General features: G+C 42.6%; 20 protein-coding genes. 16 read left to right on the forward strand and 4 right to left on the reverse strand.

Annotation, left to right across the window (positions count from 1 at the left end; translation table 11 throughout):
- Nucleotides 1–36 precede the first annotated feature (36 nt).
- Together QE390_RS07040 and QE390_RS07045 are read left to right on the forward strand one after the other, a co-directional pair.
- Entirely contained in the window at nucleotides 37–1,047 is a 1,011-nt protein-coding gene (locus tag QE390_RS07040; RefSeq protein WP_307141609.1) for a LacI family DNA-binding transcriptional regulator, read from the forward strand.
- Nucleotides 1,048–1,153: 106 nt separating this feature from the next.
- Nucleotides 1,154–1,651 carry a GAF domain-containing protein gene (locus QE390_RS07045; protein WP_307141610.1) on the forward strand — a complete coding sequence of 166 codons (498 nt, stop codon included), beginning with the start codon at nucleotides 1,154–1,156 and terminating at the stop codon, nucleotides 1,649–1,651.
- 551 nt (nucleotides 1,652–2,202) lie between these two features.
- On the opposite strand, the gene QE390_RS07050 is transcribed toward QE390_RS07045, so the two are convergent.
- Nucleotides 2,203–2,652: a hypothetical protein gene (locus QE390_RS07050; protein WP_106637459.1), complete on the reverse strand. Its 450-nt coding sequence runs from the start codon at nucleotides 2,650–2,652 to the stop codon at nucleotides 2,203–2,205.
- 4 nt (nucleotides 2,653–2,656) lie between these two features.
- Nucleotides 2,657–3,301 carry a uracil phosphoribosyltransferase gene (gene upp / locus QE390_RS07055; RefSeq protein WP_106637458.1) on the reverse strand — a complete coding sequence of 215 codons (645 nt, stop codon included), beginning with the start codon at nucleotides 3,299–3,301 and terminating at the stop codon, nucleotides 2,657–2,659.
- Nucleotides 3,302–3,404: 103 nt separating this feature from the next.
- Here upp and QE390_RS07060 point away from each other — a divergent pair, with 103 nt between their 5' ends.
- From QE390_RS07060 to QE390_RS07090, 7 genes are all read left to right on the forward strand, one after another.
- Nucleotides 3,405–5,117, forward strand: coding sequence for a capsule assembly Wzi family protein (locus QE390_RS07060; protein WP_307141611.1), 1,713 nt, complete (start codon nucleotides 3,405–3,407; stop codon nucleotides 5,115–5,117).
- 362 nt (nucleotides 5,118–5,479) lie between these two features.
- The gene (locus tag QE390_RS07065) at nucleotides 5,480–6,916 is read left to right on the forward strand and encodes an MOP flippase family protein (RefSeq protein WP_106637456.1); all 1,437 of its coding nucleotides are present in this window, start codon (nucleotides 5,480–5,482) and stop codon (nucleotides 6,914–6,916) included.
- Between the two features lie 37 nt (nucleotides 6,917–6,953).
- Nucleotides 6,954–8,063 (forward strand): acyltransferase, encoded by a 1,110-nt coding sequence (locus tag QE390_RS07070; protein ID WP_307141612.1) that lies wholly within the window; start codon nucleotides 6,954–6,956, stop codon nucleotides 8,061–8,063.
- A gap of 23 nt (nucleotides 8,064–8,086) precedes the next feature.
- Nucleotides 8,087–8,884 carry a glycosyltransferase gene (locus QE390_RS07075; protein WP_307141613.1) on the forward strand — a complete coding sequence of 266 codons (798 nt, stop codon included), beginning with the start codon at nucleotides 8,087–8,089 and terminating at the stop codon, nucleotides 8,882–8,884.
- Nucleotides 8,885–8,908: 24 nt separating this feature from the next.
- A complete protein-coding gene (locus QE390_RS07080) occupies nucleotides 8,909–9,673 on the forward strand; it encodes a glycosyltransferase (RefSeq protein WP_307141615.1) in 765 nt (254 codons plus the stop codon).
- Nucleotides 9,674–9,733: 60 nt separating this feature from the next.
- Nucleotides 9,734–10,927, forward strand: coding sequence for a glycosyltransferase (locus QE390_RS07085; protein WP_307141616.1), 1,194 nt, complete (start codon nucleotides 9,734–9,736; stop codon nucleotides 10,925–10,927).
- 7 nt (nucleotides 10,928–10,934) lie between these two features.
- Nucleotides 10,935–11,582, forward strand: coding sequence for a DapH/DapD/GlmU-related protein (locus tag QE390_RS07090; protein ID WP_307141617.1), 648 nt, complete (start codon nucleotides 10,935–10,937; stop codon nucleotides 11,580–11,582).
- Here the strand turns inward: QE390_RS07090 and QE390_RS07095 are convergent.
- Complete coding sequence (locus QE390_RS07095; RefSeq protein WP_307141618.1) at nucleotides 11,545–12,741, reverse strand: glycosyltransferase; 1,197 nt, start codon at nucleotides 12,739–12,741, stop codon at nucleotides 11,545–11,547. The genes QE390_RS07090 and QE390_RS07095 overlap by 38 nt on opposite strands.
- 756 nt (nucleotides 12,742–13,497) lie before the next feature.
- On the opposite strand from QE390_RS07095, the gene QE390_RS07100 reads away from it, so the two are divergent.
- The 7 genes from QE390_RS07100 (at nucleotide 13,498) to QE390_RS07130 (ending at nucleotide 21,001) form a co-directional block, all read left to right on the forward strand.
- The gene (locus QE390_RS07100; protein ID WP_106637449.1) at nucleotides 13,498–13,887 is read left to right on the forward strand and encodes a response regulator transcription factor; all 390 of its coding nucleotides are present in this window, start codon (nucleotides 13,498–13,500) and stop codon (nucleotides 13,885–13,887) included.
- Between the two features lie 66 nt (nucleotides 13,888–13,953).
- Nucleotides 13,954–15,135, forward strand: coding sequence for a sugar transferase (locus QE390_RS07105; RefSeq protein ID WP_307141619.1), 1,182 nt, complete (start codon nucleotides 13,954–13,956; stop codon nucleotides 15,133–15,135).
- Between the two features lie 81 nt (nucleotides 15,136–15,216).
- Complete coding sequence (locus tag QE390_RS07110; RefSeq protein WP_106637447.1) at nucleotides 15,217–15,933, forward strand: TolC family protein; 717 nt, start codon at nucleotides 15,217–15,219, stop codon at nucleotides 15,931–15,933.
- Nucleotides 15,934–16,006: 73 nt separating this feature from the next.
- On the forward strand, nucleotides 16,007–18,157 hold the full coding sequence (locus QE390_RS07115; RefSeq protein WP_307141620.1) for an exopolysaccharide transport family protein: 2,151 nt from the start codon (nucleotides 16,007–16,009) through the stop codon (nucleotides 18,155–18,157).
- Between the two features lie 12 nt (nucleotides 18,158–18,169).
- Complete coding sequence (locus QE390_RS07120; RefSeq protein WP_307141621.1) at nucleotides 18,170–19,336, forward strand: glycosyltransferase; 1,167 nt, start codon at nucleotides 18,170–18,172, stop codon at nucleotides 19,334–19,336.
- Between the two features lie 9 nt (nucleotides 19,337–19,345).
- Nucleotides 19,346–19,495, forward strand: a complete 150-nt coding sequence (locus QE390_RS07125) for a hypothetical protein (RefSeq protein ID WP_198555269.1) — start codon at nucleotides 19,346–19,348, stop codon at nucleotides 19,493–19,495.
- Nucleotides 19,496–21,001 carry an O-antigen ligase gene (locus tag QE390_RS07130; RefSeq protein WP_307141622.1) on the forward strand — a complete coding sequence of 502 codons (1,506 nt, stop codon included), beginning with the start codon at nucleotides 19,496–19,498 and terminating at the stop codon, nucleotides 20,999–21,001.
- Between the two features lie 2 nt (nucleotides 21,002–21,003).
- Here QE390_RS07130 and QE390_RS07135 read toward each other — a convergent pair whose 3' ends face one another.
- Nucleotides 21,004–21,915, reverse strand: a complete 912-nt coding sequence (locus QE390_RS07135) for a glycosyltransferase family 2 protein (protein WP_307141623.1) — start codon at nucleotides 21,913–21,915, stop codon at nucleotides 21,004–21,006.
- Between the last annotated feature and the right edge of the window lie 46 nt (nucleotides 21,916–21,961).

The raw sequence follows: 21,961 nt of genomic DNA on the forward strand, positions 1-21,961 counted from the left end.
ACAAGTATTTTATTTTGTGGACTGACAGTGGAAAAGATGCCTAAACACCAAGCGACCATCAAGGAAATTGCCCAACAGTTAGGCGTATCCATATCAACGGTCTCGCGAGCCCTTCAAAATAATCCCCGAATCGGGCTACGTACCCGCGAACGCGTTTGGGAGCTGGCTAAGCAATTGCATTACCGACCCAATCCGGCAGCACTGGTACTTAAGAAGAAACAGACCCACACCATTGGCGTGGTATTACCTTTTTTAAAAGAAGAATTTTTCTCGACGGCCATTACCGCCATCGAGGATGCTTTGCAGGGATATAATGTAGTTATTTCGCAATCGAGAGATAGCCTGGAGCGGGAAAAGGGAGCCCTAACTACTTTCCTGAGTAGCCGGGTTGATGGCGTTATTGCTTCCATTTCAGCTGAAACGCATCATTACCTGCATTTTAAAGAATTGGAAAACTTCGGGATACCAGTCGTGTTTTTTGACCGCGTGCCCCGAAATGTACCAGCTCATAAAATCCGCAGTAACATTACACAGGCGGCGAAGGAGATGGTGGATTTTCTGGCTCATAAAGGACTGGAACGTATTGCCTTACTCAACGGCCCACCCCAACTGGAAGTAGCCGAAGAGCGGCAACGGGGTTACTTACAGGCCATGAAGGAACGAAGCCTGCCCATTCTGCCTCAGCTCATTTGCTCTTCGGATTTATCCAGAGAAGATACGCAGACGAAAGTTCATTACCTGCTCAGTCACGACCCCAAGCCGCAGGCCATTATTACGTTTAACGATTACGTTTCCCTGCATGCCATTGAAAAGGCTCGGGCTGAAGGTATCATTCCCAATCAGGAAGTTTACTTTGCTAGTTTTGCCAATCTACCGATGATGGAATACGTTCATTTTCCGCCCATTGCCTCGGTCGAGCAGTTTGCCTATACCATGGGACAAAAAGCAGCCGAATTATTACTCCAGCTCATTCAGAATCCGGGTGATACGCCTTATCAGGAAATTTGGGTGAAAACGGAATTGGTGGTCCGGGAGTCGGGCGTTTGATTTTTAAGTTTGCCAATGTTGATCGGATATAAAACTTTGAAAGTTTCTTTCCGACTAGCCGTTACCTAGTTTCATTCTTTATTTCATTATTTACTCTATTTCATTAATGGCTGAAAGCTTGTTTATTCCTGAAAATTCTTCTCGCAAAGAGATTTACGATAGCCTGATTCCGCAAATTGAAGCCCTGGTTAGCGGGGAAGACGATTTCATTGCGAACCTTTCCAACATTGCTGCGGCACTGAAACAAACTTTTAATTTTTTCTGGGTAGGTTTTTACCTGCGGAAAAACAACCAACTGGTTCTCGGCCCTTTCCAGGGACCCATTGCCTGTACTCGCATTGATTTCGACAAAGGCGTTTGCGGGCATGCCTATACAACCCAGCAAACGGTTCTCGTACCTGACGTTGACGCTTTTCCAGGCCACATCACCTGTGCCTCAGAATCACGCTCAGAGATTGTACTACCTGCATTTGATGTAAATCAGGAGGTCTTTTTAGTACTGGATGTGGACAGCGATAAGCTCGATGATTTCCACGAAGAGGACCGCGAAGGGCTCGAAAAATTGATGCGGATTATTGAAAAACTCGCCCGAACGAATTATTAGTTTTCCGTTTGCAAGGGTTTAGCGTTTTGTGTTTAGGGTTTAGGGTTAGACAGCGAAAACTCTAATACAAGGTAGCAAGACGTTTTTCCCGCTCTGGCTGGTGTCCTCACCAGCCCTTACTATAGGCGTAGTGGTTGGTGAGGACACCAACCAAGGCGGAGAAATGAAAAAGGTAACCCCATCGGGGTTCAATATGGATAGCCCCGGGTGACAACCCGGGGATTTAGTTTGTCTTCAATCCTCTACCCAGACGCGATGAATCGCGTCTCACTCCCCTGGCTGGTATCCTCACCAGCCATTACTAAAGGCGTAGTGGTTGGTAAGGACACCAACCAGGGCGGAGAATGAAAGAGGTAACCCCATCGGGGTTCAATATGGATAGCCCCGGGTGACAACCCGGGGATTTAGTTTATCTTCAATCTCCCAACTAGACGTAATGAATCGCGTCTCACTCCCCTGGCTGGTATCCTCACCAGCCATTACTAAAGACCTAGTGGTTGGTGAAGACACCAGCCAGGGAGAAAAATAATACCCTAAGACAGGATATTATCTTAGTCCAAAATTAGCTTCCGTAAGTCAGCGAGGTTGTAAATCGCCCAGCAGAAAATTACCGCCCAGAAAACGGCGAACACCAGCATCCAACTCATAATTCGAAGGGGCGAAGCTTTAAACGATACGGCCAATAAAGTTCCTCCAATGGGCGTAAATAGCAGGGGCGTCAGGCAGGCAATGCCGGCTATACCGAACTTGCGGTAAATCGTAACGGCCCGCCGCGATGATTTCGTAAAACGCTTCCGGGGCGTCTTTCTGATTTGCTCCCAGCCAAATCGAATGATTCGCCCTAAGAAAGTAAAAATAATAACGCTGAGCATCATTCCCCCAACCGTGCAGAGAATGGTCTCCGTCAGGGTTAGATTCAACGCCAACCCCGCCAGCGGCCCACCGACAAACTTGAGCATCGAGGCCAGAATAACGGGAATGTATACACTAAAACTCTCCATGATTTTACAGCTTCTCTCCAAAGGCCAGGTCGCCGGCATCGCCCAGGCCGGGAATGATGTAATAATTATGATTCAGTCGCTCGTCCACGTCCCCTACCCACAAACGACATTCGGGCATTCGGGTCTGTACGTGCTTGATTCCTTCCGGCGAGGCAATCACGGCAGCAATGTGCGTGCGGGCAGGAATGCCGTACCGGAGTAATGAGCGATACGACGTTTCCAGTGACTTACCCGTAGCCAGCATGGGATCAACCAGAATAAGCGTCTTACCCGTAATGTCAGGACAGGAAATATATTCCAGCTCCACCGTAAAATCTTCCCCTTCGGTATGATTCCCCCGATAAGCTCCAATAAAGGCATTTTCAGCCCGATCAAAGGCATTTAAAAAGCCCTGATGAAAAGGTAGACTCGCCCGAAGTACAGCCGCCAGAACGGGCTGTTGGGTTAATAAAAAGGTTTTTGTTTGTCCTAGAGGCGTTTGTACCGTAGTTTTCGAGTACGTAAGCGTCTTGGAAATTTCGTAAGCCAATAGCTCACCTAAACGTTCGAGATTCCGCCGAAAACGTAAGGGATCTTTTTGAATGTGAACATCACGCAATTCAGCAATGAAATGATTGGCGATGGAAGATTGCTCGGTCAGGACAAACATGTAAAAATGAATTTCAGAATCTCTTCGTAATTTGCACGGCCTTACGGCTCTTTACAAAGTAAGCAATAAAACGTCAAACCCACAGGGTTCGCGTCTTTCGCCTATGGCAAGATTTATCTTATTCCTTAGTATTTTCGGATTTCAGGCAGCAACCTTGTTTGGACAAAGCGTATTTGCCCCCCTGAATGCCGATTATTACCACCTTGTGGATCGGTATGAAATCAAGAGCGGAAAAAACGCCCCTGGTTATCAGAGTACGGTGAAGCCCTACCTCCGAAAGTACATTATTCAATTGCTCGACTCCCTTAGTGCGGATCAATATCGATTACTTTCCGAAGCCGATAAATTTAATATTCAGTATTTGAGGGAAGATAGCTGGGAATGGTCACAGGCTTCTGGCACAGCCACCAGTGATAAGCCCTTTCTCAAACATCTGTATGAGAAGAAAAATGACCTTTACAGTATTGTCAACGACGACGTAGAGCTGCACATAAATCCCGTTTTTTACGGCCTAGTGGGCGGTGGTCAGGATGTCTACAAGTATTCGTATATTAATACACGGGGGATTGAAATACGCGGTTCCGTTGGTAATAAGCTGGGTTTCTATACCTATTTTACGGAAAACCAGATGCGTCTTCCAGGGTATTTTCAGGAACGTATCCAGAATTTTAATTCCGTCCCCAGCGAAGCTGCCTGGAAGATTTTCCGCAGTAATAACACCGCTCAGTTTCCCTACGAAACCAGTAGCGACTTCTTTACCGCCCGGGGTTATATCACATTCGATCCTATTAAGCAGATTAACCTGCAATTTGGGCACGACAAAGTTTTTATAGGAAATGGGTTCCGCTCCATGATTCTTTCTGATAATAGCGGACCTTATCTATTCCTCAAACTTTCCACAAAAATTGGTCCCTTCCAGTACATCAATCTTTTCAGTGAACTCAATAATCAACAGGATACTTTATTAACCTACGGCACGCTGCCCGCCAAAAAATTCATGGCCATGCACCACCTGGGGCTTAATATTGGTAAGCATCTGAACATTGGCCTTTTTGAAACCATTATTCATAGCCGTGACCGAACGCAGGGTTACTTTGATTTAGGATACCTCAATCCCATTATTTTCTACCGAGCCATTGAAGCTCAGAAATACAGTGCGGATAACTCTCTGCTGGGCTTAGATGCCCGCTATAACTTCCTGAAACAGTTTCAGATTTACGGACAGCTCAACTTAGATGAATTTAACCTTCAAAAGCTTCGGCAACAGAAAGGTTGGTGGGGTAATAAAATCGGGTATCAGATTGGAGCCAAATACATTGATGCCTTCGACATAGAAAACCTTGACGTACAGATTGAACTCAACGGAGCTCGGCCTTATACTTACCAACACGTATCGGATCGGACGAACTATGTTAATTCCAACCAGTCGCTGGCTCACCCTTTTGGAGGTAACTTCCGGGAGTTTGTCTCCACGATTCGTTACCAGCCTCTGCCCCGTCTGAATCTTACCGGAATCTTCGTTGGGGCTCATTATGGACTGGATTTGGTAGGGCGGAATTACGGAGGGAACCCTCTGTTAAGCTACAATAACCGTCCTGCCGACCGCGAATTTGGTAACTTCATTGGACAGGGAGTGGGGACGAATCTCCTGTATGGGGAGCTTGTAGCGAGTTACCAGCTTCGTCATAATGTTTTCCTGGATTTTCGGCAAATTTACCGTAAACAGAATTCCATTCTTGACCAGTTTGATCGTCAGACGGTATTTTCCTCTTTCTCCGTCCGAATTAATACGGCTCAACGTTTGCTGGCGTTCTGACATTCTATTACTTTTGAAAAGCTATTAGAATTGTAAAAATACTTAATCTGGCCGCCATCATGATTAATCTCTATCTAGTCCACCCTTGCCGGACTTTTTTTAGACCCAATCATTATTCCGGGCAGACCATCCGCATGGATCACTCTCATTGGTAAAATGAAAGGCGAATACCCCTGTGCGAACGTATTGATTTACTAACAGTCCAGACAACCCATACGTATAGGTCATTGCGTATCGCGTTTAGATTGTAGGATTACCCGCTATTAGTTACTGCGTACCCCTCATTGCTCTATTTATTCATACCATACCTTCCTTTAATTAATAACTTAAGTTAGAAAATTAAACCCATTACCAGTAGCTAAATGAGTAATAAAAAGAGTGCAATTGAGGGTGGGAAATGGATTACCATTTCAACCGTAGTTTCTACTGTTTTTCAATTTTTACAGGTAACCATTCTGGCCCGGGTGTTAGACCCGGCTGTTTTTGGTGTGGTTAGTGTTAGCACCTTAATTATTAATCTCTTCTATATTTTCAGTAATTTAGGTTTCTCCAATTCTATTATCTACAAGCAGGAGTCTGACCGCAAAGTATTATCCAGTCTTTACTTTGTAGGCTTAATTTTAGGCTTTGTTATTTTCCTGATTGTTTACTTTAGTTCACCTTTAATTGTCGCCTATTATAAAGAGCCTAAGCTTGACCGAGTCATTAAACTGGCTTCTTTATATTTTTTAATTATATACTTTGGTCAAATCTATTTATTCCTTTTACAGAAAGAATTAAAGTTCCGATCTATTGCCATTATGGAAATCGTCGGAGCATTAACGGGCACTACTGTTGCTATTACACTGGCCTATAATGGTTTTGAAGAACTTTCGTTGATTTATGGGCAACTGGCTATGCACATTTTACGAACAGCTCTACAGATCATCTATGGAATGAATCTTTTTAAACCCCAGCTATACCTGAGTTTTTCATCTATTAAAGAACATTTAAAGTTCGGCATTTATAACGTAGGAGACGGACTATTAGGCTTTGTTCAGGGCAATTCAGATAACATTATTGTTGGAGGTTTATTAGGCGTCAAGGCTTTGGGCTTTTATACCATCGCTTATCAACTAGCGGTATTCCCCATTACCAAACTCAATCCCATCATTCTTCAGGTAGCTTATCCTATTCTGGCTAAAATGAAAGACGATGCGGAAGAACTAAAAAAATCATATCTACAGATTCTGGATATGGTTAGTTATTTCAATATTCCATTGTTAGTAGGGTTATACATCACTGCCGATAGTGTAGTACCTTTATTGTACGGTTCTGGCTGGGAAGAAACCATTCCGCTTATTCGTATTTTCGTTTTCGTAAGCATTTTCTTCTGTTTGTCTCACCCTTTATTTACACTGGCTTTTACGAAAGGTAAACCAAACCTTCTGTTCTATATTAATCTGGCTACCCTTATTGTTAAAGTTCCGCTGCTGTATCTATTAGGTAATAAATGGCAGGTAACCGGTATAGCCTTTGCCTTTCTAATAAGTACCATTATTAACCTGATCATCAACTTTTACGTAGTTCATTACCTCATTGGAAATTTCTTTGGCAGTTTCCTTAAAAATATCGCTAAACCACTCAGCTTTGGGTTACTTATGGTAGGGGCTATTAGTTTATATAAATACTTTGTTGGTTCGGAAGGGGTTATTCATACAGTTATTGAAATAATCATTGGAGGGGGTATCTATCTGTTACTAACTTTCAAATATAAAATGTCACTTAAAGAGATACTTGCGTATCGAAAATCTGCCTAAGTATTTCATAGCTGTCCGCCATCTTTATTGAAAATTTATGAAATACAGATTCTCCGTTCTTGATATTTTCAGGGGGTTGTTTGCCAGTTTTGTGGTTCTCTTCCACATGGCATTTTTTACCAATACACCTGTTATTAATAACCCTATCGTCGAAAACTCCGACGTATTTGTTGATTTCTTTTTTGTACTAAGTGGCTTTGTCATTACCTACCGGTATCAGCTAATGTCGACAACGGAGGAGTTCGGAACGTTTATGAAAAAGCGTTTTTTCAGGATCTACCCTCTGCATTTTGTCATGCTCTTTGTCACCTTACTTATGGAGCTGGACAAAGAATATATGTCCCATTACATTCATGTGAATAAGCTTGATAATCCGAATAATAACGTACTTACCTTTTTCACTTCCTTATTTCTGGTCAATTCCATTAAACTATTTAACATCAGTGATGTTAGCTGGAATATTCCCAGTTGGTCTATCAGTGCAGAGGTTATTTCTTATATCGTGTTTGGTTTAGTAATGATTACCATAGCCCGGTTAAGCCTCCAGCGGTACAAGTCCATTATTTATTTGTTGACAGCTTTAGTTGCCTTGGGCCTGCTGGCTTTTATTACTGGAAGTTTCCAGATCAATTATTCTTTTGACTACGGCTTTCTAAGAGGGCTAATTGGCTTTTTTACTGGTGCTTTCTGTTACATGATATTTAGTAAAACGGTATCGAGCTTATCGCATATTAATCCATTACTATTCACTTTTGCGGAAATAGTTATTGTTTTTGCCATATTCATTAGTATCTACTGGGGAGAAACTTTAAAGTACTATGGCTTTGTATATGAGATTATATTTTTATTAGCTATTTATATTTTTTCCTTTGAAAAAGGCAAGTTATCCAGTATCTTAAATTCATCTACACTGTTACATCGTGTAGGTACCTATAGTTACTCTATTTATTTAACTCACGCTGTACTATTAAGTATTTTCAATATCGTATTTATTCGAATTCTTAAATTTTCTCCTGAAGATTATAGCTACCTCTTTATTCTTAATCTCGTTCTCATCTACTATTGTTCTCAATGGACCTATAAGAATATTGAAATTAAGTTTAAAGATGGGTTTTCGGTCTTCAAAACCGCCAAATCTAATTTATAATACGAGTTTTAAATCGTTATTAAATGAAAGACGCATCACTACGACAATTTGAGGATGTTACTTTATTGGTAACGCACTACAACCGAAGCCGTTCGCTTGCCAATCTTTTACAAGGTTTTCAGGATCTTAACTGTAGCTTTGGTGATATTGTCGTTTCGGATGATGGTAGTAAGCCCGAACATCAGGAAGTACTCCGGGAATTGAGCAAGCAATATTCCTTTCGGCTCATTACTACCCCCAAAAACAGAGGTTTAGCTAATAATATTAATAAAGGACAGGATGAGGTTAAAACTCCTTTTACGCTCTACGTACAAGAGGATTTTGTTGCCAAGCCTGATTTCGTCGAGCATTTTCCTGATGCACTGGAATTCATGCGGGAAGATCCCGAACTAGATATTGTTCGCCTGTATGCGTACTTCCCCTACCCCTATATGGTACCCTTTAAAAAGGGCTTTTCAAAAATGATTTTTAGACCTGAGTTTTGGCATGACGATCATTTAAAGTTCTATTATTACAGCGATCACCCTCACTTAAGACGTAGTAATTTTTTTGAAAAATTTGGTCGATATCAGGAAGGAACCAATAGTGATGCTGCTGAGTTTTCGATGTGTTTATCGTTTTTAAAACATCGGGCAAAAGGATTGTTTTATAATGATTTTACCAGCATTTTTGACCAGGTCAATACTTCCTCGGAACCCAGCACTGCTACGTTTCGGTCGGACTGGAAACAACGCCCGAACCCATTCATCTTAGCCTTACGCTGGGGTTATTTAAAGTATCGTTTTCTTAAAAATACACTTCAGTTAATGAGGTTTAAATAAGCACCACATTTTCCTCAGGAGGTCATGGAATATTCTTTTTCAGACGTTACTTTATTGGTGACGCATTACAATAGAAGTCATTCTTTAGAGCACTTATTGAATTCTTTTCAAAAGTTGCAGGTCAGCTTTGGGGGTATTGTCATTTCAGACGACGGAAGTAAGCCCGAGCACCTCTCAACACTTCGTCAGTTACAAAAAGAATTTGCATTCGACCTTATCACCACTGAGAAAAATCGAGGCTTAGGCAATAACATTAACAAGGGACAAGATGCCGTCAAAACACCCTATACCTTGTACGTACAGGAGGATTTTGAACCTACTGATAAATTTCCGGATCGTTTTGTGGACGCTCTCCGCTTCATGAATCAGGATGACACCTTAGATATCGTCCGGTTTTACGCCTATATCCCTTATCCATACATGCGTCCCAAGGGGCATGGTTTTTCAGAAATGATATTCCCCGCCTGGGCTACCAACTATAAGAAAATCTACTATTACAGCGATCATCCCCATTTGCGACGTAGTAATTTCTTGGAGAAGTTTGGCCGTTACCCGGAAGGCATGAAAGGAGATAAAACGGAATATGAAATGTGTATTTCATTTCTAAAAAATAAAGGTAAAGGCCTGTTTTACAATGACTTCCAGTCTCTATTTATTCAGAAAAATTCGGAAGCCGAGCCCAGTACCATGACCCGAAGCTCCATTAGCCAAAGTGAGAATCCTGTCATTAGCCTCGTTCGGGACATTTATCGTCAGTTAAAGTATAATTACGACATTTACATTCGGTAGGGTCCTTGATTATTATCCACCTAAATCAATACTAGCGACCCACTTACTTTTGAGTTAGCTATGAACTTTGTGATCATTGCCCGGCAGCCCTGGGAGGAAAAAAATATGGGAAGTAACATTCGGGATATGGCCAGGGCCTTGGCTCCTAAGCACCGTGTTCTGTTTGTAAACCAGCCTCTTGACTGGGCTGCCTTGTACCGCAGTGATGGTCGCCTTCAGGAACGTAAACAATTTATTGGGCAAAATGGAGGCAAAGCCCTCACAGAAGTAGAGCCTAATCTTTGGGTTTGGTCCCCTACCTGCGTTCTGGGCTCCTTCAACTGGTTACCCGATAATGCCATTTATGACTTTTTTAATCGCTGGAATAGTAAAAAATTAGCCACAGGTATTCGTAAGGTCCTCGCTGATTTGAAATGGGATTCGTTTGTTCTGCTCAATGATAACGATATGATTCAGGGGTTTTACCTAAAAGAATTCCTGGAGCCCGATTCTTACGTGTATTACCTGCGGGATAATTTTCTGGCCGTTAATTACTGGAAAAAGCATGGAGAGCGACTCGAGCCGGCTTTAATGAGTAAAGTGGATATAGTGGCTAGTAACTCGGGTTACTTGGCCAATCAGGCTTCCCGGTACAATCCGCATTCGGTATACATTGGTCAGGGGTGTGATTTAGAGTTGTTTAACCCCAACGAGGTCACTGCAACTCCCACAGACCTGGCTCGTATTCCTCAACCTCGCATTGGCTACGCAGGAGCTTTGACTAGTCTTCGTCTGGATGGAGCCCTCCTTGAAACCATTGCCCGGGAGCGTCCCAACTGGCAGATTGTGCTCATTGGTTCACCCGATGATTCGTTTCCCCGAGCTCAACTTGAAGCTCTGGATAACATCACCTTTTTAGGGTCAAAACCTCCACATGAAATTCCGGCGTATCTGGCTCACATGGATGTTTTAATTAATCCTCAGGTTTTCAACGAAGTCACGATTGGTAACTATCCTCGTAAAATCGATGAATACCTGGCGATGGGTAAGCCCGTGGTAGCAGTGCAAACAGAAACCATGGAACTCTTTAAAGAACACGTCTTTTTAGCTAACTCCCCTCAAACGTTCATTAGCTGTATTGAGCAGGCGTTGTCAGGTCAACACTTATCAACAGCTCCGGAACGTATCGCCTTTGCACTGGATCATACCTGGGAAAATTCTCTTCAGTTAATGATTGACGCTATCCATCAATTTAAAACTGCTTCTGCCCAATAGTCTCATTATGGATATAAAAGCTTACTTAGATACTAACCCGGCTATTAAACAATGGGTGCACTGGTTACTAATTCCCAGGCATGAAGCCCGTCCTCGTCGGTGGGTAAGCTGGTTTTTAAACCCTTTTATTCATAAAAAACACCGTCGTGCTAAGATCAGGTCTTCGGCCCGGATGGATGTATTACCTTTCAAGGCCTTTAGTCTCGGAGCTTACAGCACCATCGAAGATTTCTGCGTGGTTAATAACGGTGTAGGAGATGTCATTATTGGAGACCATTGCACTGTAGGTATTTCTTCAGTAGTTATTGGTCCTGTTCACCTTCACTCAGACGTAATTCTGGCCCAGCACGTGGTGCTTTCAGGTCTGAACCATACGTATGAAGACGTTAAACAACCCATTCATCGCCAACCTGTTACGGTTCAGCCCATTGTTGTTGAAGAAGGTTGCTGGATTGGGGCAAATGCCGTTATAACGGCTGGCGTTACGATTGGCAGGAATTCGGTAGTAGCGGGTGGAAGTGTAGTAACGAAAGATGTTCCTCCGTACTCAGTCGTGGGAGGAAATCCGGCGAAGTTATTAAAACAATATGATTCAGCCAGTGGACAGTGGCAACGGGTTACGAAACCAGCTTCCAGTCCACAATCTGCTCAATAATAGAACGAAATTCTTTAGCCCGGTGAGCCCAGGAGTTTCCACGAGCCATTTCAATTCGTTGTTTAACCTCAACGGGATCCGTACTTTCTAAAGCTTTTTGCAGACTTTTACTAAAAGCTTCGGCAGTAGACTCAATCGAGACGATGTCTTCAAAATCCTTCAGTATTGAAAAGGGTGTCGTTACTACGGGTAAGCCGGCGGCCAGGTATTCGTTGATTTTCAGGGGATAAATCGTATACGTATGTTCATTACACACGAAAGGAATCATCGCAGCATCCCATTCGGATAAAGCCTGTGGTAATTCTTCTGGCCGCTTCGACGGTGTAAAAATGACATTCGAATACCCGGAGAGACGCTCTTTCAGCGTGTCATCATTGACTGGGCCGAGAAACTCAAAGCGATGCTGGGGCATATCCTGCACACATCGTTCTACCAGCTCACCATCTATGCGGTTATCTGCTGTTCCCAAATACCCGATAGTCTTATTCTCAGACTTTGGTTTTTGACTTTTCAAAAGATGAGCCTGATAGAATAAATCGAAATTAGCCCCATTTTTTACACAAAAAGTTCGGGGCTGCTCTTGGGATTTAAACTGTTGAAGAGCCTCGGAAGTCGTTACTACCGCATCTACTGCTTTCAGATACTTTTTTTCGTACCGGGCTCCATGCTTACCCATCCAGGCTTCCGCTGAAATTTCGTCAAAACAATAATAAATGGTCGCAACCTCTCCTAACTTATGTAAAAGTGGTAAGCCCTGCACGGGATTAAAGGCATTGATTATCAGGGGTGATTGCATCCTTAGCTCTTTCATCACTTCCCGAAGACCATTGGTCAGACGCTTGGTATTAATCTGAAGGAACGTGTCATGGTACGAATCACTCATCCAGTTCACAGGAGCCATTACCGGGGGCAGCCATACGTAAAGTTCCCTATTTTCTTCTACTTTAGTTAATACCCCCTTACGGTTGACCAGCTTTTGCATAGGGACATTTCTGCGGCCCGTCACCCCCATCACCATGTCTTTGAGTGTATATTGGTAATCCACATAAAGAACTCGATAATAGTTTGATAACTCGGTTAATAGCTGAACGGCTGAATTTTGAAATTCGCCCTGCCACGGAGTCTGTCCAATACAAATGATACTATCCAACGCTTTCATTGATATTCATAAGATGAGAAATACCCATCTTCATAAGGAGATTATTTCCTAATGTTATCAAAAAACCACTTAGGAATTTTAGGATAAGAACAACATTTATTCCAGGGGGCGGCAAGAATAAAGTTTTATTATTTATCAAAAATAGATAAGATTTAATGAACGTTTTCGATGAACTGCTCAAAACTCTCATCAACTGAACTATTACTGACGTTTAGTACTTTACAAATCGAGTCCAAAAATAATTTAAAGTGGTTAAATATTAAGCATTGAGATATAAAGCATTTTGATTTTAATCTTTACTATTTAAGAATTACATGATGGTACATAAAAAAACCTATAAATAAGTATTAATAATTATAAAATTACCATAAGACAATATCACTATCGAGCCTATCAAGATTTCTAACATACATAATGATGAATGATAAGCTTTTTTTTGTAAAATATAGTATTTTTTTATGTTTTTCAAATAAAATATATAAATACACTAATCTAAAGTAAAAAATCTTTTAAGGTATAAGCACGTAAGTCTGGCATTATAATTTACCTTTAAATATTCTTTGCTGAGAGACGAGATTTATAGAGAAAATATACTCAATAGAATTATTTAGTATACTCTATCTGCTAGACCTAACCGAGTCATTTTGAATCACTTATTTTTCATAGTAAAGGCCTTATGTTCGCAACAAAAGGAATTTACTTAACATGTAATTTTCCGTATTTTCGTTATTACCGTCATTATAACACCGCCAATTTATGAATTCAGTTGAAAACCCGACCGTACTTATTCTGGACGACGAACCCATGACCCGGAAAGTACTTCAACTTGCCCTGAACAAAGATTTCAATACTGTTATTAAAGATGATGGGATGGCTGGTATGTCATGGATCGAAACGGGTGCTCCCGTAGATCTTATTGTGGCAGATCTTAACATGCCTCATTTAAACGGAAAAGAATTTTTAAAAGTCCTCCGTTCAAGTAATATGTATGGACATATTCCCGTCATCATCCTTTCAGGAAGTGAAGAAAGTAATGATCGGATTCAGTGTCTAGAATTAGGGGCTGATGATTTTATGACCAAGCCCTTTAATCCCATGGAAATCACTGCAAAAGTAAAAGCCGTACTTCGTCGCGTCTACAGATAATTTCTACGGGAACCGATGTTCCTTCTCTGCAAAGCCCAAGCATAACGCCATTGAAACGACACCACAATGTCTGTTGTCTCCTCTGTACCTCTGCGTATATTATACGTGGAACAAGATTCAGAAGCTAGTCTGAACTTTATCAAGAAGTTTGGTCAGAATCTGAACATCAATCCATTAGAAGAAACCCATGAGGCTCTAGCGGCCCTTAAGGATCATTATCCGGCTGATGCCGTGATTCTTAGCTACACGCCAGCGGCTCGTACGTTCCTGAAAGAAATTCGTTCCACGCCCTGGCTCCAGTCCCTGCCAGTGTTGGTAACCGTACCCAAGCTAAGTGCAGAACTGGCCCAAGAGGCTCAGCAAGCTGGTGCTAATGACATTTTCCCCTCAGATTTTAGCAAGGGTGATTTGTTATTGCGGCTGCATTATTTTCTGCGTAAAAACCAGCTTAAAGCATTACAACCTAGCGAAACGCCCCGTTTTAATGTAAAAATTCCCTGGTGGAAACGGCTAATTGACATTTCTGCCACGGGTGCTGCTTTGATCTTACTGTCTCCTTTGTTACTAGTCGTCATCCTGCTAATCAGGCTGGACTCCAAAGGACCCATCATTTATAAATCCAAACGCGTAGGTACCGGTTATAAAGTATTTAACCTGCTTAAGTTCCGAACCATGCGAACGGATGCGGATAAAATGGTGAAGGATATGGCCGCCTTCAACATGTACAATAAAGAGGTAGAAAACACGACCTCGACTCAGAATCACAGCTTGTGTGCCGAGTGTAAAGCTTCGGGTTATACGGCCTGCCCTCAGATGCTATACCTTGACAATGAGCACGTTTGTGAAAAGGTATATCTCCAGCGGAAACACAACAAAGCCGCATTCATGAAGTTTGGGAATGATCCCCGTATTACCCGCATTGGGGGTTTCCTCCGTAATACCAGCATCGACGAGTTACCTCAGCTCATCAATATTTTCCGAGGCGATATGTCTCTGGTGGGTAATCGGCCACTACCGCTTTACGAAGCTGAAAAACTGACTTCCGACGAATATATTCTTCGTTTTGCCGGACCGGCTGGACTGACCGGGCTTTGGCAGGTAACTAAACGAGGAAAAGGTAAACAGGATATGTCCGAAGAAGAACGTATGCAACTTGACATTGAGTACGCTCGCAATTTCTCGTTTGCTATGGACATGAAAATTATTTTTAAAACATTTCCGGCCTTATTTCAGTCCGAGAATGTATAATCCTAATAGACTGCCCACTCGTTTCTTATTCAATCATCATCACCCATGGCGAGAGCAGGAAATGCATATATCATCCGTTCTATGATAAAAAAGTTCTTCTTTGTTCTCGCTATCTTTCTTTCCGTTTTTCAACAAACGCGAGCACAAGAATCGCAGAATTCCATGATGCAGGATATCTCTTATCCCTATTTGGAAAAACTGATTGCAGTTGCCCGGGAGAAGTATCCTAAAAGTAAAATGTATAATTCCAGGATCGACGCGGCCAATGCGGTCATTAAGAAAAATCGTCTTTCCTACTTTGACGCTTTATCCTTCACCTACCTCTACAGTCCCAATAACAGCGTAACACTGATTAACCAAAATCCAAGCCAGCCTAGCGGTAGCACCCGCAATTTGTTAAATGGCTATCAATTGGGGCTTGTGGTAAATGCTGGGGCTTTGCTTCAGAAACCAGCTCTTGTGAAGCAGGCCAAAGCCGAGCAGGAAGTAGTCGTGTACGAAAGAGACGCTTTTGATTTGACGCTTAAGGCCGACGTAGAGCAGAGGTATTACATTTATGTTCAACGAAAAGCGATTTTAAGAACGAAAATTCAGGCTTTACTGGATGTAGAAAGCATGCTTAAGGACGTGAAATACAAGTATGAAAAGGGTCAGGAAACGCTGGAAAGCTATAACAAAATGCTATTGATGATTTCAGATCATACCCAGGGTAAAATGACGGCTGAAAGCGAAATGCTGGTGGCTAAAAGTCGCCTCGAAGAGTTAGTAGGAGAAAAACTTGAGAACATAAAACTTTAACTAGCTCAACTTAGCCCTTTGCCCGGTCTGAGTTTTTACAGGCGTTAAAGGTTCCTTAACGATCAATGAATCTATGACTGAATTCGTACAGTTTCTAAAGTTTTTGTATAGCAAGAAACTAATCTTAATACTAGTCCCTCTCGTTACTACTATTGCCAGTTATTTTCTAGTAAAAAAATTACCCGATCAGTATAAATCAGAAGCTCGGATCTCGACGGGTCTGGTGGATAAAACTGATCAGGGGTTTTCCTTACGTACTGACGAACAGCAATCGGAGATCAGCCAGAAGTTTAATAACATCATTCAAAGCATGTTATTGAAAAAGACACTGGATCCCATTGGTTATCAGCTCATCCTGCATGATCTAAAAGCTAAATCGGCAGAAGAATCCTATCGAAAGCCCAGTTCTTTATTAAAAGATTTAAGCCCTCAGCAACGGAGCCGGGCTATTGCTGTTTTTACCCAAAAACTTGCAACCCGGGATGAGCTATCTCCGCAGAAAAAAGAAGAGGTTGAGCTTCAGGACTTACTGGAGTCCATGAAATATGATAATGAGTCATTAACGAAAAAATTTACTGTCTATCGTGTGGGTGACAGTGACTTCATCAAGGTAGAATTTGAAGGCGAAAACCCGTATCTGACTGAGTTTGCAGTAAATGCCCTGTGTAATGAATTTATTACCGCTTTCTCCAATCGTCTTCAGAGTAGTAACACCCGATCCATTGAGTTTTTAGAAGCATTCATGAATGAAAAGATGTCGAATTTAAGTCGGCGTATGAATGAACTTAAAAACTTTAAAATTCAGAATAGGGTATTAAACCTTAACGAACAGGCTCGAAATTTATACGGAGAAATCACTGATTTCGAGACTAAAAAAGAAGTGGCAGTCAAAGATGTGGTGGCTTACACGGCGGCTTTAAAGAACATTGATAATAAGTTTAACCCCGCTGACCGACAGTATCTTGAAAACGCGATGACGGCTATCAATCAAAAAGTCATTGACGTCAAACAGCAGTTACGGGCCGCTAACGATATTTACTATTCAAGCAACTTTGACCCTAAATTCAAGCAACGAGTTGACTCTTTACAAAACCAGTTAAATATACAAATCAGTGCGGCAACGGATAGTTACATCTACAATCCATTAGTAGCCAAAGGAGATTTAATTACCCAGAAATTAAGTCTGGAAATCCAACGGGAAATAGCTCAGAACAGTATTAAATCCTTACAGGATCAACTTGACAAGTTAAATAGCCGTCTGGATTCTATGGTTCCTAATGAGGCTCGGGTTCAGGAATATGAAACAAGTATTGATGTAGCCAGTAAAGAATACATCGAAGCATTGCAACGGTACAATGAAGCAAAAATGCTTTCTCAGTATACGCTTCAGCTTCGCATTCTTGAAAAAGCTTTACCAGGAACAGCAGCCCCTTCGAAAAAAATTATCCTAATTGCTTTATCAGGAATTGTCAGTTTCGTTCTCTGCGTTTTTGTCTTTTTTATTATCTATTACCTGGACAAATCCATTCAGGATCCCTTGTCACTGGCCAATGCCACCGATAGCCCGGTTTTAGGTCGACTCAATGTGCTGACTGATCCGGCTTCGTTGAATCAGTCCTGGCAAAATCAATCGGATCATAAGAACGTCCAGCAGTACAAAGACTTACTTCGAGCCGTTCGTTTTGAACTGGATAATGAACTAAAGGACAAACATATTCTGGCCATTACCAGCCTTACTCAGGGAGAAGGGAAAACGCTGATTACATTGAGCTTATCCCAGGCCTTCTCCATGATCGGGAAAAAAGTATTAGTCATCGATGGTAACTTCCTGAATCCATCCATTAGTCAAAGCTCCGGCTCTACCTTATTTTTGGAAGACTACCTGACGGGACAAACCGCCTTACCTGTGGCAACGGACCCTCATTCCGTTCAGTTTCTGAGTAATAAGGGTTTGGATTATTCATTACTGGAAATTGCCAGCGAAACAACCGTTCAGCAGAAAATGCAGGAGCTTAGCCGTAACTTTGATGTAATCCTCATCGAGACGCCCTCGCTGGAAAGTCTCAACAAAGCCAAGGAATGGATTGCGGTTTCTGATAAAGTGGTGGCCGTATACAAGTCCGGTGAAACCATTACCGCGAAAAAGGCTCCCGCCGTTACGTACTTAACGAGTCTGAAAAATTCCTTTACGGGGTGGATTCTAAATAAAACGACGATCGCTTAACCGCCTAACCCGATGACTGTGTTCTATTATTTATGGGCCATCGTCCAGATTTGCATTGGCTATAACCTGGTATTTCCGCTGGTGCTCTGGGTCATTTATCTTTTAAAAGGGAAACCTACTTTACCGAATCGTTCGACTGCTCCTGAAGCCGATTACGCGATTATTGTAACTGCCTACGAACAGACCACGCTATTGCCTAAAGTAGTAGATTCGTTACTAGCTTTACACTACTCGAATTATCTGATTTATATCGTTGCGGATAAGTGCGATATTAGTAATCTACACTTTCCTGATCCACGGGTTATTTTACTTCGTCCAGAGCAGGTTCTTGCGAGTAATACGCGGTCTCATTTTTATGCCATTCGCCACTTCCGAAGACCGCACGAACGGCTCACGATTATTGATAGTGATAACCTCGTGGACCCTCAATACCTGAATGAACTCAATGTTTACTTCGATCAGGGTTTTCAGGCTGTTCAGGGTATTCGCGAAGCAAAAAACATGAATACCACCCTGGCCTGTCTGGATGCGGGGAGAGACATTTATTACCACTTTTACGACGGAAAAGTACTTTTTGGCGTGGGTTCTTCAGCTACCCTGGCTGGTTCAGGCATGGCTTTTACCGTGCGTTTATACCGGGAATGTCTGGAACATCTCGACGTAAGCGGAGCCGGTTTTGACAAGGTGTTACAATACGCCATCATTAGCCGGGGCTACCGAATTGCGTTCACGGATAAAGCTATTGTTTACGACGAAAAAACGGCTAAATCGGATCAGCTGGTCAAACAACGAGCCCGCTGGATTAACACCTGGTTCAAGTATTTCACCTACGGTTTCAAGCTTATTGGCAAAGGCATTCGCTCGTTTAACTGGAATCAATTTGTATTTGGGTTTATTCTGCTCAGACCACCACTTTTTATATTCCTGGTGCTGTCAGTTATATTCATGCTGGTTAATTTGCTGATTGCTCCTTTAGCTTCCCTAAGCTGGCTGATTAGCTTGATATTATTTGTGGTAGGCTTCCTGCTGGCTTTGGTTAGCTCCGAAACGGATCCCCGGATTTACCGTTCTCTGGTGAATATTCCCAGCTTTATGATGTATCAAATCCTGGCTTTACTGAAAGCAAGGAAAGCCAATAAGTATTCAGTAGCTACTAAACACGAAGGCTCCGAATCTTAACGTGATGTTATGAAGATATATCCAGAACGAACAACGGAGGAGGACTTGCCTGATTCAACGGAAAACCTCACACCTATTCAAATTATTACCCGCAAGGTAGCCATCTGGGTGGCTCTGGCCAGTGTATTTGTCTTTTTCTTTAAACTCCTGTTTTTTTAGGTGAGCGACGTTCCCTATCCCATATCGTCTTCTGAAAGCACCCGCCCCACGCTTCGTTCCTGGCTTCGACAAAAGCTCTGGATTGAAAAGTTCTATAATGTTCCGGGCATTTCCATTTTGCTGGTTTTATCACTGGCAATGGGCTGGCTTACGGTTACCTATGGAATAGTAGCAGGAGCAGGTATTATTGCCACGCTCATTGGTATTCCCTGCGTTTACGCCATTGTGGCCAAGCCCTCTTTTGGCATACTAGTCTTATTGGCTTTTGCGTACCTGCTTTTTTACCTGATGCGATTTGGGCTCAATTTTCCATTGGGTACGTTGATGGATGGCATTCAGCTCATGCTCATTCTGGGCTTTTTCATCTACCAGCGAGCCAAGCCCGACTGGAGTGTTTTTCAGGGCCGTATCAGTACGATGATCTGGGTCTGGATTGCCTTTAATTTTCTGGAAATTGTTAACCCTGCGGCGGAATCCCGTCTGGCCTGGGTGTATACGGTTCGGTCGGTAGCCTTCGTAATGTTGATGTACTTCGTGTTTAAGTATCAAATTCGCACGGTACAACTCGTACGCACTATTCTTAAAATGTGGCTATTATTAGCAGCATACGCCGCTGGCTACGCCTTCAAACAGGAGTATATCGGCTTTTCAGCCGCAGAAGAAGAGTGGTTACATTCCGATCCGAACATCGCCAACCTTTTATTCATCGGAGGGCACTGGCGTAAGTATTCGATTCTTTCCGACCCCGTGGCTTTTTCCTATAACATGGTGATTGCGGCACTCATCTGCGTAGCCCTGATTTCCGGAAATTTAAAAACCTGGAAGAAATACGTGCTAGGAGTATTAATCGTCTTTTATATGGCGGCTATGCTATTTTCCGGAACGCGGGGAGCCTACGTATTAGTACCGGCTGGTCTGGCCATGTTTGGAATCTTAAACTACAGCCCAAGGGTATTACAATTTAGTATTGTTGCGGCCATACTCATGGTCATTCTGATTTTTATTCCTACTTCCAATCAGACGCTTTATCGGTTCCAGTCGGCCTTCAAGCCTTCGGAAGATGCTTCGTTTAATTTACGAAAGGCTAATCAGAAACGTATCCAGCCGTATATTCTCTCCCACCCGATTGGTGGTGGTTTAGGAGCTACGGGCGTATGGGGACAACGCTTCGCTCCGAATTCATACCTGGCTAATTTTCCACCGGACAGCGGTTATGTTCGCGTAGCAGTAGAGATGGGTTGGATTGGCCTGTTCCTTTTCTGTCTACTTATGTTTCAGATCATTCGAACGGGTATTATCAATTATTACGCAATCCGAAATCCGGAGCTGAAAATGTATTGTCTGGCCATGACTCTTTCGGTCTTTGCTCTTAATATTGGCAATTACCCCCAGGAAGCCATCGTCCAGTTTCCTTCGAGCATATACATCTACCTGATGGCCGCCCTGATTGATGTAACCCGGCGACTGGATCAGGAAGAGCAGAAAAAGCTTCTGGCTGCGGCTTAAATCTATACCGCTGAAGTACTGGGTGAGTGCAAATTCCAGGAAACTCCTTTCATAAAGGCTTTGGCATGAGCCATTTTTCCCTGAATAAGATACGTCAGCAAGTGTTTAGGCAATACGGCAAATGCAAAAAATCCGTAAAAAACCATTCGTTGAAACCAGCTTCCGTGCCGACGGATATATAAGATACGGTTACGAGTCAGGTAATAGGTTTTTAAAGGATTGGCTGGACCCACTGAAACCGATTCTTTATGTAAAATGTGCGTGGTTCCGACGTAATAAATCAAAAACCCACCGTCTTTAATTCGTTGTGACCAGTCCAGCTCTTCATAATACAGGAAGAACCGTTCAGCAAATCGGCCTACCTTTTCGATAACTTCCCGCTTGACCAGCATAGCACAGCCGTGGGCAAAATTGGTAACCCCCGACTGATCAAATTTAGCCTCGTCTTTTTCATTCAATCCAATGGGAGTAGCCGTACCAGTATAGGGATTCATGGGATTGTACCCCGCGTATTGAACGATGTCAGGGTAATCAAAAAACTTGATTTTAGGGCAAGTAACTCCAATACGAGGATCCGTTGCGAAAGGCTTGAGCAGATCATCTAATAAGGACGGAGGCATTTCCGTGTCATTATTCACAATGAAGAAATAATCGCCATTAGCCGCTGCCATACCGATGTTATTTCCACCAGTAAACCCCAGGTTTTCTTCACTTCGCACGATGCGGGTACCTGGGTAATCACTCACGTCTAAAACGGTACTCAGCACCTGCTTGGAAGCGTTATCTACAATAACGATTTCGTAATTAGGATACGTGAGGAAACGACTAGATTCCAGAAATTGGCGAGTAACCTCTGCCTGATTGTAATTGATCGTTACAATTGAAACCTTTGGCAGGCTTGCACTTGAACTCATAAATAGCTGGCGGTTTTGTAGAATTGGGCGGATTTTTTAGGCCTTA

The sequence above is a fragment of the Siphonobacter sp. SORGH_AS_1065 genome, assembly GCF_030818595.1.
Classification (GTDB): domain Bacteria; phylum Bacteroidota; class Bacteroidia; order Cytophagales; family Spirosomataceae; genus Siphonobacter.